Source organism: Glaciimonas sp. PCH181, assembly GCF_003056055.1.
Classification (GTDB): Bacteria; Pseudomonadota; Gammaproteobacteria; order Burkholderiales; family Burkholderiaceae_D; genus Glaciimonas.
The window spans coordinates 1,517,812-1,531,333 of the sequence record NZ_PYFP01000001.1 but is presented as its reverse complement, the minus strand read 5'-3'; the positions used below and the strand labels follow the sequence as shown (position 1 = coordinate 1,531,333).

General features: G+C 50.4%; 18 protein-coding genes. 17 read left to right on the top strand and 1 reads right to left on the bottom strand.

Translation table 11 applies throughout. The features are described 5' to 3' along the window. Positions 1–43: 43 nt before the first annotated feature. The 17 genes from C7W93_RS07020 (at position 44) to C7W93_RS06940 (ending at position 13,134) form a co-directional block, all read left to right on the top strand. On the top strand, positions 44–1,351 hold the full coding sequence (locus C7W93_RS07020; protein ID WP_108439375.1) for a DUF4043 domain-containing protein: 1,308 nt from the start codon (positions 44–46) through the stop codon (positions 1,349–1,351). Positions 1,352–1,413: 62 nt separating this feature from the next. Then, the gene (locus C7W93_RS07015; RefSeq protein ID WP_108439374.1) at positions 1,414–1,647 is read left to right on the top strand and encodes a hypothetical protein; all 234 of its coding nucleotides are present in this window, start codon (positions 1,414–1,416) and stop codon (positions 1,645–1,647) included. 8 nt (positions 1,648–1,655) lie between these two features. After that, positions 1,656–1,895, top strand: a complete 240-nt coding sequence (locus C7W93_RS07010) for a hypothetical protein (RefSeq protein ID WP_108439373.1) — start codon at positions 1,656–1,658, stop codon at positions 1,893–1,895. Next, positions 1,895–2,074 (top strand): hypothetical protein, encoded by a 180-nt coding sequence (locus C7W93_RS07005; protein WP_108439372.1) that lies wholly within the window; start codon positions 1,895–1,897, stop codon positions 2,072–2,074. Before C7W93_RS07010 ends, C7W93_RS07005 begins: the two co-directional genes overlap by 1 nt. A gap of 2 nt (positions 2,075–2,076) precedes the next feature. Then, the gene (locus tag C7W93_RS07000) at positions 2,077–2,466 is read left to right on the top strand and encodes a hypothetical protein (RefSeq protein WP_108439371.1); all 390 of its coding nucleotides are present in this window, start codon (positions 2,077–2,079) and stop codon (positions 2,464–2,466) included. Further along, positions 2,466–3,104, top strand: coding sequence for a hypothetical protein (locus C7W93_RS06995; RefSeq protein ID WP_108439370.1), 639 nt, complete (start codon positions 2,466–2,468; stop codon positions 3,102–3,104). The genes C7W93_RS07000 and C7W93_RS06995 overlap by 1 nt, the downstream gene beginning before the upstream one ends. Continuing rightward, positions 3,101–3,958 (top strand): hypothetical protein, encoded by an 858-nt coding sequence (locus C7W93_RS06990; protein WP_108439369.1) that lies wholly within the window; start codon positions 3,101–3,103, stop codon positions 3,956–3,958. Before C7W93_RS06995 ends, C7W93_RS06990 begins: the two co-directional genes overlap by 4 nt. Positions 3,959–3,966: 8 nt before the next feature. Beyond that, complete coding sequence (locus C7W93_RS24595) at positions 3,967–4,119, top strand: hypothetical protein (RefSeq protein ID WP_161539894.1); 153 nt, start codon at positions 3,967–3,969, stop codon at positions 4,117–4,119. An 82-nt stretch (positions 4,120–4,201) separates the two neighbouring features. Next, positions 4,202–5,731, top strand: coding sequence for a phage tail protein (locus C7W93_RS06985; protein WP_108439368.1), 1,530 nt, complete (start codon positions 4,202–4,204; stop codon positions 5,729–5,731). Between the two features lie 59 nt (positions 5,732–5,790). Continuing rightward, positions 5,791–6,222, top strand: coding sequence for a hypothetical protein (locus C7W93_RS06980; protein ID WP_108439367.1), 432 nt, complete (start codon positions 5,791–5,793; stop codon positions 6,220–6,222). A gap of 64 nt (positions 6,223–6,286) precedes the next feature. Next, positions 6,287–6,811: a BRO family protein gene (locus tag C7W93_RS06975; RefSeq protein WP_225869766.1), complete on the top strand. Its 525-nt coding sequence runs from the start codon at positions 6,287–6,289 to the stop codon at positions 6,809–6,811. 34 nt (positions 6,812–6,845) lie between these two features. After that, positions 6,846–7,214, top strand: a complete 369-nt coding sequence (locus C7W93_RS06970) for a hypothetical protein (protein ID WP_108439366.1) — start codon at positions 6,846–6,848, stop codon at positions 7,212–7,214. Positions 7,215–7,380: 166 nt separating this feature from the next. Continuing rightward, a complete protein-coding gene (locus tag C7W93_RS06965; protein WP_108439365.1) occupies positions 7,381–7,857 on the top strand; it encodes a hypothetical protein in 477 nt (158 codons plus the stop codon). A gap of 250 nt (positions 7,858–8,107) precedes the next feature. Then, the gene (locus C7W93_RS06955) at positions 8,108–10,093 is read left to right on the top strand and encodes a hypothetical protein (protein ID WP_108439363.1); all 1,986 of its coding nucleotides are present in this window, start codon (positions 8,108–8,110) and stop codon (positions 10,091–10,093) included. Then, complete coding sequence (locus C7W93_RS06950) at positions 10,093–11,052, top strand: hypothetical protein (protein WP_108439362.1); 960 nt, start codon at positions 10,093–10,095, stop codon at positions 11,050–11,052. Before C7W93_RS06955 ends, C7W93_RS06950 begins: the two co-directional genes overlap by 1 nt. Further along, positions 11,042–12,499 (top strand): hypothetical protein, encoded by a 1,458-nt coding sequence (locus C7W93_RS06945; RefSeq protein WP_108439361.1) that lies wholly within the window; start codon positions 11,042–11,044, stop codon positions 12,497–12,499. The genes C7W93_RS06950 and C7W93_RS06945 overlap by 11 nt, the downstream gene beginning before the upstream one ends. Next, a complete protein-coding gene (locus tag C7W93_RS06940; RefSeq protein ID WP_108439360.1) occupies positions 12,496–13,134 on the top strand; it encodes a phage baseplate assembly protein V in 639 nt (212 codons plus the stop codon). The genes C7W93_RS06945 and C7W93_RS06940 overlap by 4 nt, the downstream gene beginning before the upstream one ends. 82 nt (positions 13,135–13,216) lie before the next feature. Here C7W93_RS06940 and C7W93_RS25455 read toward each other — a convergent pair whose 3' ends face one another. After that, positions 13,217–13,276: a hypothetical protein gene (locus C7W93_RS25455; RefSeq protein ID WP_225869863.1), complete on the bottom strand. Its 60-nt coding sequence runs from the start codon at positions 13,274–13,276 to the stop codon at positions 13,217–13,219. Positions 13,277–13,522: the final 246 nt, after the last annotated feature.

Sequence of the window (13,522 nt, the reverse complement as noted above, 5' to 3'; positions counted from 1 at the left end):
AAGAAATGAACCCTTTTCTTTCAAATTTAGGAGTCTATCCGCCATGGGTATTCAAGCATTTCCGGCATCACTGGTGCCTATCATCCAAACCAACATGCTGGAACGCGAGTTTCAGGATGCTTTGCAGTCCGTTACAGCCTTCCGCTCTATCGCTGATCGCGAAGAATTTAGTATCGGCATTGGTGAAACGATCACCAAGACCCGTCGCGGCCTGAAGGCACCAGTCACCACGCCACTTACGCCATCGACAAACACCAATCTGGACAATGGGCTTACCCCTGCTGGCTGGACAGTCGAACAATATTCGCTGGCGCTCAATATGTACGCCGACACCATCGATCTGAATATGGTGACGTCACGGGTTGGTTTGGCCTCGCAGTTCTTACAAAACGCTAACGTCAACGGCGTTCAGGCTGGTCAGTCGCTGGACCGTATCGCCCGCAATACCCTGTTCAATGCGCATTTGGGTGGAAATACCCGTGTGCGCACAACATTAGGCGCGCCAGGCACTGCGTTGACCGTAGACGATATTCGCGGATTCCAAAACGTGTTCGTCAATGGCGTGTTGGTTCCAGTGTCCGCAGGCGCGCCGATGACCGTAACGGTCGGTTCGAATTCCTACACACTGCAAACCGCTGTTGCAGACGGCAGCAATGTCTCAACGGCACCAAACGGTGTTTCGGGCGTTCTGAATTTCTCGGGCAACGTCACAGTGGCTGATGGAACCGCGCTTAACGCTGTCGTATCGGCTGTTGCACCTTCCATTCTGCGCGCAGGCGGTCGTAGCACTACCGCCGGTTTGGTTGGTACTGATCTTCTGACCATGGGCTTGTGCTTGGATGCGGTTGCGCAATTGCGTAACAACAACGTGCCAACCATTGACGGCCTATACAACTGCTATCTGGATAACAAGTCAGCGCGGCAGTTGTTCACTGATCCCGACTTCAAGCTGCTGTTCCAAGGAGCGAATGCATCCGAAGCATTCCGTACTGGTCGCGTAGTTGAATTGCTGGATCTGCGATTCATTCCGACCACTGAGGCATATCAACAAACGCTCGGCGCGGTCAACGTTAAGCGCCCAATTGTTTGCGGCAAGGGTGCGTTGATCGAGGGCGATTTCGCCGCAACTGGTTATTCGGATGTGGCCACTGAGAATGCGTTGATGCAGATGGTCGACGGTATCGCAATGGTCACCCGCGAACCACTGGATCGTTTGGCGCAAATTATCGCCCAGTCGTGGTACTGGATCGGCGGCTTTTGCGTGCCGACCGACCTTACTGCGAACACAACGATCATTCCTACGGCTAACAACAGCTACTACAAGCGCGCAATCGTACTCGAAACCGCGTAACTGGTAGTGCTTAGCGCGGGGCCACAAGCTCCGCGCTGATTCGATAGTTTGACGGAGGAAATATGGCAGGTTCAGGCAATCCGGATGATTTAGTCCCGTGCATCATCAATGGCGTTACGGTCAATCTTGATCCGTCACTGGTAGCTGCGGCTGCTGGCGGCATCATCGTTACGCCGACAGCAACATTTAGCTTTGCCTACAACGGCGAAGTAATCGAATTTACGTTCGGCGATCCGCAATCAGTCGATGCAGCGTTGCAAGCGGCATTAGTGGCGGCTGGCGCTCCGGTCGTATAAGGAAAATTATGCCTCTCGGAACCTCATATCTCACTGAAACTGTGCCCTATGTCGCAAGTGGTGTTACGCAACAGTTGACGCCAGCGCAGATGAACGCAACCTTTGGCGCGGGTAACGTCAAGACTGCTACGAAGTCCTTTTCGATTGTCCAGAACGGGCAAACGATCAATTTCATCAAGAATGTACCGCGCTATTGCGATGCTGGCCTGCTGGCACTGCTGGTGCTACACAACGCCCCGGTGGTCTAATGGCTAAGAAACCACAAGCCGTCGAGGCAGAGTCGCTACCAGTCCGCATTACCATGGCTGAGCGCGCATTTTATGAAATCGGAACATCTGGCGTCCATCGTGATTTGATCGCGGGCGACGTCATCACTGACCCGGTTGTCATCGCCGAGGTAATCGCTTTCGGCGCATCCTGGTATTAAGCATGGGCACATTCACAAATTCGGAGAAAGTGGACATCCGCAGATTTTGCGGTTTTCAAGGATATGGATCTGTACCAGTGCAAGCCTTCGGCGCTCGTTTCAGCGCTCATTACGGAACCCTTGAGTTCAGACTCAACAACTACGCGCCCGAAGAAGAGGCCGTAATCCGCACCACTTATCTGACAAATTTATACACGCTAGAAACTGCTATTTTTGGCGCAGGCGCGAATCTGGATACTGATCAAGCGGCAGTGTGGACGCATAACAAGCGCGAAGTCGCAGACCGCACTGGGTTGTTCAATCAAGTAAGGCGCGAGTTGTGCGCGTTCATCGGTATTCCGCCTGGTCCTGGCATGGCCTCATCTGGTGGCAGCATCAGCCTGATCGTCTAATGGATAGCACAACGTTACAAAGCCGCATTTACAAGGGCTATGGCAAAGCCGCGTTACGCATTGGGCCAATCAATACGGTCTACCGCGCATCAAGTGCAATTTCCTCTCAAGGCAATACCGTTACCACACTGAATGCCAGCTTCAACGCTGAAGACATGAAGTACGGCCGCCCAAACAAGTATGGCAAGCCGACGTGGTTCGGGTTATTTGATGGCACGTTAGTCGATGTAGGCGATTACTTGATCGGCCCACAAGGAACATTCTTCGTCGCCGCCATGCAGTTGACGCTGCCGATCCTGATGGTCGAATGCAATCGGACGATCAATATTTTGCGGCCACAACAGCAAACCGGTATCGGCCAAGTTGGTTACGGCGGCGATACGGATGCAAACGAAACAATATTGATGCAAGGCTGGCCAGCATCGGTCTTGCAGGGCACGAAGGGCGAAAAAACGGAGATTGGATTGCCCGGCGATGTTCGTACGCCGTGGTGGGCCATCTTGCTACCTAGTTTTTCAGGCGTGGTACTGCGATCTGCCGACATCATCACTGACGAACTTTCACGCCGCTACGTTATTAGCTCGGCTGAATTGACCGATGCAGGGTGGCGATTAACCGCAATGCAGGCGCAAACATGAGTGACATCATCGATGTTCAGAACACGCTGGTCGGTGTCATCGCAAATGCGGCGTATCCCAACGGCACGGGGCAAGCCTCAGTGTCTGGTAACCCGATTGTTGTTTACGCAGGATGGCCTACAGCTTCGCGGTTGGATGCTGATCTGATTGCTGGTAAAGCCCACATTACCGTTTTTCCAACTGCAACAGAGAGCAACAAAACCCGGTATCCCAGAGATTGGGTGCAGCAGAGCGTGAATACTGCGACTGTCACTGCAACGATTGCGGGGCAGACGGTGGTTATCGGTGGCGCGATGCCTTCGCCTTTCACCGCGCACAACATCATGGCTATGGTAAATCACCAGCCATATGTTTACGCAGTTCAGTCCAGCGACACATTGACGTCAATCGCCACAGCTTTGGCGGTTTTGATTGCCGCTGGCGTGCCTGGTACTACATCAGCAGGCACTGTTATCACGATGCCGGGCGCTGCAAACATCACAGTTGTTCGCGTCGGCGTCACAGGAACATCGATACGCGAGATACGGCGCCAAGAACGCGTTTTCCAGTTGACGGTATGGGCTAACACTCCATCTCAACGCGATGTGATCGGTTCTGCGCTCGACATTAGCCTAGCAAATACCGAGTTCTTGACGCTGCCAGATGGTTACGGCGCCCGGCTCATATATCGCAGCAGCAACGTGATTGACGGCCTGCAAAAAGCCAAACTTTACCGGCGAGATTTCATGTATGCGGTTGAGTACGCGACTACGCAAACTGAAGTAGATGCGCAGATCACGCAAACACAATTGAATACGTCGGTGCAGAACGATGGCGCTACGCAATACACCGCCCCACGAACTACTTATTTTTAGGATTAATCATGTTTGCACTGACCGTAATTGAAAACTTTCTTGATCATGTCAAAGGCGACAGCATCACTGATGCCAAACTGATTAAGCAATATGTCGATTCGGAGTGGCAGAACCACTTTGTGAAAACCGCAGCACCACCGGCAGATCCGGCTCCCAAGTAACTCGCTCACATAAGCCCGCTAAATGCGGGCTTTTTCAATTCTGGCCGCCGATGTGCGGCTTTTTCATTTTTAGGAGCCGTATATGCCAGTTTCCCAGCAAGGGTCGATTAATACGACCGCATTGATCGTGCCAGATCTCTATGTGCAGATTGTGCCGCCGAGCGTGACGCTACTTAACGGCCTGCCGACCAACATCCTTGGCGTCGTTGGAACTGCAACCTGGGGGCCCACCAATGCGCCTACAGTCATTGGCAGTATGGCGAGCTATGCTCAGCAGTTCGGTCAAATTCAAGCCCGGAAATATGATATGGGAACCGCCCTTGCGGCGGCAGTATTGCAGGGCGCAAACAATTTCCGATGCATCCGCGTCACGGATGGAACTGATGTTGCGGCGTCGATTATCGCCCAAGTGACCTGCATCACATTCACTAGCAAATATACGGGTACGCTTGGCAATCAAGCGCAAGTAATTGTTTCTGCCGGATCGCAAGCAAATACCTTTAAGGCTACTGTGACGATGCCTGGCGTTGTGCCAGAGGCATTCGACAATATCCCCGGCACTGCAAATGCCCTATGGGTAAATATGGCCTCTGCAATTAACACTGGGGCATATAACCTGCGAGGCCCATCGCAGTACATCGTTGCCACGGCTGGCGCGGGCATTACAGCGCCATTGCTTGCTACTTATTCTCTGGCGGGTGGCACCGATGGCGCGACCACTATCACTGGCGCCGTGTTGGTTGGCGTTGACACGCTGCCACGCAAAGGTATGTACGCGTTGCGTAATACGAATACATCGATTGCTATGCTGGCAGATTGCGACGATTCCACCACATTTTCTCTGCAAGTGGCATACGGCTATTCCGAAGGCACTTACATGGTTGGTGTTACACCGGCTGGCGATACCATCGCCAATGCGGCAACCGTAAAATCCACTGCCGGCATTGATGCCTACATTTTCAAATATTTGTTTGGCGATTGGATATATTTCAACGATACGGTGAACAACCAAGTCCGCTTGATTTCTCCACAAGGCTTTATTGCTGGCCGCTTGGCGAATTTATCGCCAGAGCAGTCAAGCCTGAATAAGCCGCTATACGGCATCGTCGGCACGCAAAAATCATATCAAAACTTAGCCTATTCATCGGCTGAATTGTCCTTGCTTGGTCAGGCTGGCATTGACCTTATTACCAACCCTATTCCAGCTGGCAATAGCTTCGGCGCACGTTTCGGCCACAACAGTTCGAGCAACGCGGTTACCAATGGCGACAATTACACGCGAATGACGAATTACATCGCTTATACGCTGAATGGTGGAATGGGCTTGTTTGTCGGTCAATTGCAAAGCGCTACGGTCCGGCGTCAAGCTGCGTCAACAATCTCAGCGTTCCTTGAGGGCATGAGTGGCCAAAATATGATCGGTAGTGCAGATGGCACACAGCCATACAGCGTGCAAATTGACAATGCCAACAATCCCCAAAATCGGGTTGCGCTTGGTTACCTGCAGGCCGATGTCAAGGTGCGTTACCTGTCAGTAATCGAGAAATTCATCATCAACGTTGAGGGCGGACAGTCCGTTGTCATTAATCGCCAGTCGGTAGCACTCGCCTAATCCCACCCTGAACGCACGATAAGCCGCCCAAGAGGTGGCTTTTTTATTTGGAGTTTCACATGCCTTTAAATTCTTATTCAGTAGGGCGGGATTTGTCGCTAGACATTACCGGCCCGAATGGTCCGCTGTCATTCAGCCAAATTACTGGATTCTCGTCCAAGCCAGATATTACTGATCAAAAAATCAAAGGATTGGACGGTATCACACGTCACTTGCGATTTCCTGATGGCTGGTCTGGGTCATTCGATATTGAGCGACAAAACTCAACGCTTGACGACTATTGGTCGCAGCTGGAAGCGAACTATTACGCCGGACTCAATGAATTGCCGGTCACGATTACGGAAACCATTCAAGAGGTGAATGGCTCCGTTTCGCAATACCGCTATTTACAGGTTTTGCTGACTATCGATGATGCCGGGTCATATAAGGGCGATGCATCCGTGCATCAAAAACTTCGCTTCGTTGCTGCGCGCCGCGTCAAAGTTTCGTAACAGCACCAACCAAGCCCCGCCACCACCAGGTCGCAGGGCTTTTTAACGCCCAATGGGGTATCACATGAAAGGCTTTGCCATGCACGATCTTAAATTTAATGACCACAGTTTTGAGCTTGTTGAGTGCAATGGGAAAACGTGGCTTACCGCTGCGGACATCGCAACGGCACTCGGATACAGTCGGTCAGATCAGGTATCCCGTATTTTCCTTCGTCATGAGCGTGAGTTTTCGCAGTCAATGACTATGCTTTTTCGGAACACCACTTTGGGTTTCGGGGTGCAGCCATCAGATGTTCGTCTATTTAGTCTGCGTGGAGCGCATCTTATTGGCATGTTTTCCCGGACAACAAAAGGCGTCGAGTTCCGCAAATGGGTGCTTGATAGGTTGGATGAAGTAGACCGCCAATCAATCCCAAATAGATCGCTGATGGTCGCGTGGTTCGAGGCGAAGGCCGCTGTAGATAGTCAAGACCGTTTTGCCAGTATGTGCGGCAAAGGGTTGAGTGAACACAAGACACGCAAGCCGCCGCTGACAGAGCGACTTGATCAGATCGGAAAGAAATTACAACCAGCACTTAATTTCAACTAACCCGGCCACGAGCCGGTTTTTTATTGGACTCATCATGACAAAAATCACCCTTAAAGAAACGCCAACGCAAGAAGTCCTTGCCAAGGCTAACGAAGAATCAACAGTGATCGACGCGCTAGGTCGCACGATTAAGATTAAAAAGCCCGGCGTGCTGGCGCAATACCGGTTAATCGAGGCTCTGGGCGATAGCGCAAAAAACCAGACTTATATGGGTATGGTATTGCCGCTTATTTACGTTACCGCGATCGATGATCTAGCGGTAAATCAACCAAAAACGAAATTGCAGGTTGAGGCGCTTATCCAACAATTGGATGAATCAGGTATCGAAGCCGTCATGAATCATGTGCAAGAAAAGTACGGCAATAGTGACCCTGAAAAGGATAAGGAAGAACTAAAAAACTAGTCCGGTCTAGCCCTATTCGCGAATGTCTATGGCTCATAAAGAATGGTGTTTCTGAGGATGTGGCATTTGGGCTGGATGACGTAACGCGGGCAGGTTGGTCAATTATCTTTTCAGAGATGGAAGGCAACAAATTCAATTTTGACTCAATGCAATTCGAGGATCGCTCATGAAAGAGTTTGCTCACATCGGAGAAATGATCGCGCATTTAGCCACCATGGCAGCAGCAGAAACATTAGCCCTACATCACGGGCTAAAAAAGTGCGCAGTGGCTATCGAAAAAACAGCTAAGTCTGAAATTGGGACTTATCAGGGTGAGGTTGGATCATTTGCGGCCTGGGATCAATTGGCTGATAGCACTCAGGCGGATCGTGTTGCAAAAGGATTTACGCCTAATGATCCACTCAAACGCACAGGTGAGTTGGGCGAAACCATTAGTCACAAGCTCGATGCATTTGATGCCGTAATCGGCTCAACCAGCGACATCATGGTTTATCAAGAACTCGGCACAGATCGAATCCCTCCGCGCGCTGTTCTTGGGCCTGCAGCGATACGAAATAAAGAGTTGATTCTTAGGACGCTTGGACAAGCTGCCGCAGAGGGATTGTTGTACGGATCGAGTACAACGCTGACGAAATTAGAATAAAACCACGTAAAAAAGGAAGCAGACCGCCATTAGCGCTATCAGCCCAATGATAAGCAACGCCAAAGACATGATGAGTAGATCAATTCTTTTTCCAAGCGGCATTGCATGCTTGAAATGAAGTCCGGTTCGCGACGCATCTCGCGTCTGATTATCGGCTGGTCGAATGTTTGGGTACTGAACAAACGAAAAACGATCCGCCATTTTTTCTTGAAGTCTATGTAGTAGTTTCATTTTTCCACCGGGATAGCAAATGTTTGATGCCTATAAAATTGGAGTAACCCTATCGCTGACAAACCACGTCAGCAAGGGGCTAATGCTCATGGCAAAAGATTTTGCAAAAACCGAAGAGCAAGCGTCGTTATTGCAAAAGCGAATTAAAAGCATTCAGAATGATGCCTTAAAAGGCGGTCTTTTCCTCGGCCTTGGTGCTGGAATGTTAGCACTTTTGAAGGGTCCATATGAAGAAGCTAAAAAACTGGCACAAGCCCAGGCTAATTTTCAAACACTGAACTTGTCAGCGCTGGAAAATTCGGAGGCATTTGGAAAAGCAGCATCGATGTCGCATAAGATTCTCGGCACTACGATCACTGATAACGTGAAGTTAATTCATGATTTGCATACTGCTTTTGGCGATCTGCACCATGCCATTGGTACTGCGGATATTTTCGCCCAAATGTCGATAGTCGCCAAGGTAGCTAACGGCGGTAGTGATGTCGATGGCTTGGTGAATGCGGCAGCCAAGGCGCTAGAGCATCGCGGCGGGAAAGTTATTAATAATCCCTTAGAGTTTGACGCGGAAGCGAATCTGATGACCAAGGTCATGCTAGCAACGAAAATGCGTGTTAGCCCAAAAGACTATTTGACTGCGTCCGGGACCGGGAAAATGGCCTATCAGATGTACGATAAAGAATATCTGTACGGTAACTTCGCTGGGCGCATGGCGATTAATGGCGGTGCGCGCTCTGGAACGGAAGGAATGACAGCTTTTAGTTCGTTGATCGGCGGACACATGGACTCCAAAGGAAAGGGTTTCTTGGCCGATCTTGGTCTTTGGCAAGAGGGATTCAGCAAAAAACGGCTTGGAATTATGCATCAAGCTATGGCAGGACTAACCCCTGAAGAGCGAAAAATTGCGACAACTAGCATGGGCGGCCAAGCTGTTATTTCGGGCGGATTAAACGACGCTGATGCAGAGTTATTTGCGCATCGCCCAGATTTGTTCGTCGCAAAAATGATTCCGCTAGTACGCCAGCGTTTTGGTCTAGACATGACGGATGACCAAATAGCTCTTATGGTAGCCAAAAATCTTAACCGTAGCACTGGTAACGATTTAGGTACGCAGGTAACAATGGCATTAAAGCTTGCCAAAGATACGGCCATCATCAATAAAACAATGGATATAGGATCGGGCTATCAGCACTACATGAAGTCGCCAGAGGGCGCGGAACAAGCTGCCAGCGCCGCATGGAAGAATTTTCTTACGGTGTTCGGCTCGGTTTATCTGCCGCAGATTACCAATGGATTGCTTAAGCTAGCAAGTGGCCTGGATTCACTCGGAAAGTGGGTTGGAAAGAATCAAGTATTGGTTAAGGGTCTTGTATATGCGTTCGCTCTGCTTGCTGGTGGATTAATGATGCGTGGGGCTGTGCTTTTGTTATCGGCTGCGTTTAGGGGGCTTGGCTTGTCGTTAATGTTTCAAGCGGCAGGTGGCGTGGCCGGGATTGCCAAGATCGGCCCCACATTGCTTGGTGCGGCTGGGGCGCTGAGTAAATTAGGTCTAGCTGCAAACATTGGCGGCACCTTTTTCCTTGGCTGGCAACTGGGTACATGGCTAAACGAAACTATGATTGCTGGCACAAAATTTGGCGATTGGATTGGTAGTTTTGTCGCTCATTTAATGGCTCCATTTAGCAGCGAAGCAAGAAACGCAATCAAAGCAAATTCCGGCAAGGAATGGTACGAATTTGGCCCATCACTTAACACTGGCATGATGGACAAGCCAGGCGGTTACTACGACCGAGAGGCTAAAAAGATGGCGAATAAGTCAGGTGTAGATAGTCATGTCGCCACCGCGAGTTCACGCCCGATCGTAATTCAAAACAGTATGGTGCTTGATGGAAAAGTTGTTGCAAATGCTGTGAATACGATTAATGCCCGAAAAATGTCAGCGCCACAATCGGGCATTGGCCGTATTGACTTTGGCATCACAACCCCCTCTCCCGGAATGAATTTTTAATGAGTCCAGACACCTACTTAATTTTAGACGATCTGAATTTCTCACGCTTTGAGGTTCCGGAGCATATTCAGTTCGGGGGGGATCAGATGCTGGCCGTGCATGAATTGGTCGGCGGCAAGCGCACTGTCGATGCCATGGGGCGTCAGGATAAATTGCTTGAGTGGTCAGGTATTTTCATCGGCCAAAATGCTAGTGACCGCGCACGCTATTTGAATTTCATGCGAATAGCCGGCACTCAGCGGACTTTAACGTGGGCCGAATACGCTTACAAAGTCGTGATTAAGACGGCGCTAATGGATTTTCGGCGCGCCTATGAAATCCCTTACTCAATCAGTTGCGAGGTAGTGGAGGACATGACCTTGCCAGTCACAAAAGCACCGCAAGCACCTATTGATCCCGCGATCATGGATGATATGAATACGGCAAATGTGTTAGGCGGCTTAATCGGAGATGGTCCGCTTTCTATCGCATTGGGTACGCTGAATTCTGCAATCAGTGCAGTGTCATCATTTGCTAATGCGGCGCAAAGCACGATTAATAGTGTTCTGGGACCATTAGCAGCGGTGCAGGCACGCGTTACGACACTCATTGCCAGCACGGGCAACACCATCGCCAATATCGCCACTGTGGGCGGCATATTGCCAAACAACCCGATTGCGCTGCAAGCTGCAAGACTATCATCGCAAGTCGCTGGGTACACCCAACTGCCACAACTGTTGAATTTGCAATCAGCTACCGGCCGCATGGGAATGAATCTCGGGGCGATCAATACATCAGGCAGTAGCATCGTTACCGCTGGCGGCAACTTGTTCACGATGGCGTCGAAAGCTTATGGTGACGCCACAGCATGGACAACGATTGCACGGGCGAATAAATTGTCAGACCCAAATCTAACTGGTGTTCAGACCGTTTTGATACCGATCAATCCAGATGGTTCAGGCGGTGTCTATGGGGCTTAACCCGCCAGTAATATCGCAAGTACGGCAGCCGCGTGGCATCGTGACAGTTCAGGGCCATAACGCTGATGGCTCGTCGGGGTCCGTGATTCGGCTTAACGGCTGGGTCCGATGGGAAGTGGATAACAACACCTTTTATGAGGCTGATACTTTTCGCGTGACGTTTGCGCTGTCTGCTTTGCCCTCGGCTTATGCTGACGCATGGTGGGCAAATCAACAGGAAGTATTTGTCGAGATATTCGCAGGTTTTCCGACAGATCCAGAAAATTACGCCGCCTCTGATTTGCAAAGTCTCACGTATGGGCGGGTGGACGATGTGTCGTATGATCCCGTGGCGCGTACTCTGGAAGTGTCAGGACGCGATCTGACGGCGACGATGATCGATGCGAAGACCAGCGAGACATTCCAAAATTTAAGTTCTAGCCAGATTGCGACATTGATCGCATTAAGACATGGTTTAACGCCCATTGTAACGAAGACCCCTGGTCTATCAGGTAAGTTTTACCAGATCGACAATGTGCGAATGAATCAGCAACGGAGCGAATGGGATATTTTGACGGCCTTGGCTGGCGAAGAGCAGTTTTCGGTTTATGTCAAAGGCAAGGAATTACATTTCGAGCCAAGTACGCAGACTCTTACGGAGTCAGTTGTCGTAACGCCGAAACCGAGTCAAGCAGATATAGACGCACAGCAGACGAAGGTGAATACCGCAAAGGCCGCCTTGGAGGCGCAAGTGGCGTCCTTCTATCCAGTCAATGATCGCACGGTAGCACTTCTAAACCAATATAAGGCCAATCCATCTCCTGATTTGGATCAACAACTTTTAGCGAGTCAGGCTCAAGGCGATGCAATTTTGGCGCAAGCGCATGCGGTCCAAAAACCTGCCTATGATGCGGAACTCGCCAAATTAAAAACATTGTCCGAGACTTCGGATTCCATTCAGCGCGTGAGCAATGCTTATGTACTGACGTGGGAGCCGCCAAGTGGTGAAAACGGTGCCTTTGGGTTTAATGGTAAGTCGATCAGTTTTAGTCGGGCATTGACATTGGCGCGCGGTGTTGTGGTTACCGTGCAGTCTGTTAGCCCTAAAACTGGCAAAGCGATCAAAGTAACGTTTCCGGCCAAGGCTGCAAATATCAAACCGGGGCAAAGCACGCCACAAGCACAGCAATATAGCTGCGTCATAGCGCACCTTACCTATGAAAAGGCGCTGCAAAAAGCGCAGGAGATACACGCTGGAATATCGCAACATGAAGTCAAACTGACTGCAACGCTGCCAGCCGACAATCTCTTACAGCCGACGAATTTGATCCAAGTGATCGGCACCGGAACCGCATTCGACCAGACTTATTACCCTGAAAGCGTTACCCGCGAAATGGATATTTCAACTGGATACACAATGTCGATCAGGGCTAAAAATCACTCTCCACAATCGGTAATTCCATTATGAGGGCGATGCTAAATGTGATGCGGCAACAAGCCACACAAGTGATGGGCGAGTATGCTAATACGCGGCTTGGTACGGTGCAAAGTTACGATGCAGGTAATTATTCGGTACGGGTTGCGATCCAGCCAGAGGGAAATTTAACCGGGTGGATCCCGCTTTTGTCGCCTTGGGTTGGAAATGGGTGGGGAATGTTCTGCCCGCCGAGTATTGGCGATATGGTCGAGGTGCAGTTTCAGGAGTCGGATCACGATGCTGCAATGTGTTGCATGCGCTTGTACAACGATCAAAACCGTCCGCTTTCGGTGCCGTCTGGCGAGTTTTGGATGGTACACAAAACCGGCTCTGCATTGAAATTCCACAATGATGGTTCAATTGAAGTTATTGCGAATACAACTGCCAGCTATACTGCCACTCAACATAATTTTCACGGGCCAGTCACGATGGATCAAACACTGCAGGTACTGCAGCAAATCACCGGGCAGGGCGGCGCAGCAATCAGCGGAGGTGCGGGCGCATCTATGACTATTACCGGGAACACAAATTTCGTCGGTTCTGTTACTGCCAACGGCCATGCAATCGATGATACGCACTTGCATAGTAATGGCAATGGCGGCGCGAATACTGGCACGCCGCTATGAGCGATTTAAACCATTACATCGGTGGTGATCTATCACTGTCGGCTACAGGTGATTTTTTGAAAGTTGATGGCACGATACAGGGTCAACAGCGTGTTTTGCGCCGCCTTCTTACCAACCCGGCTACGCTCGACAGTAACGGCAATGTAATCGTACCTGCTGATTATATTTTCCATCCAGCTTACGGTGCCGGGTTGCCGCGCATGGTCGGCGATACCCTCAATATTCCTAAAATTCGCGCCTTGATTCGTGGGCAAATTTTCCTAGAGGCGTGCGTATCCAAAAATCCGGAGCCAATTATCACCGTTACGGCAATTCAAGGCGGTGTGTCGGTCTATATCCACTACAACGATGCAATCACCGGCAAGCCGGTCGCGTTGGCTTTTGATGT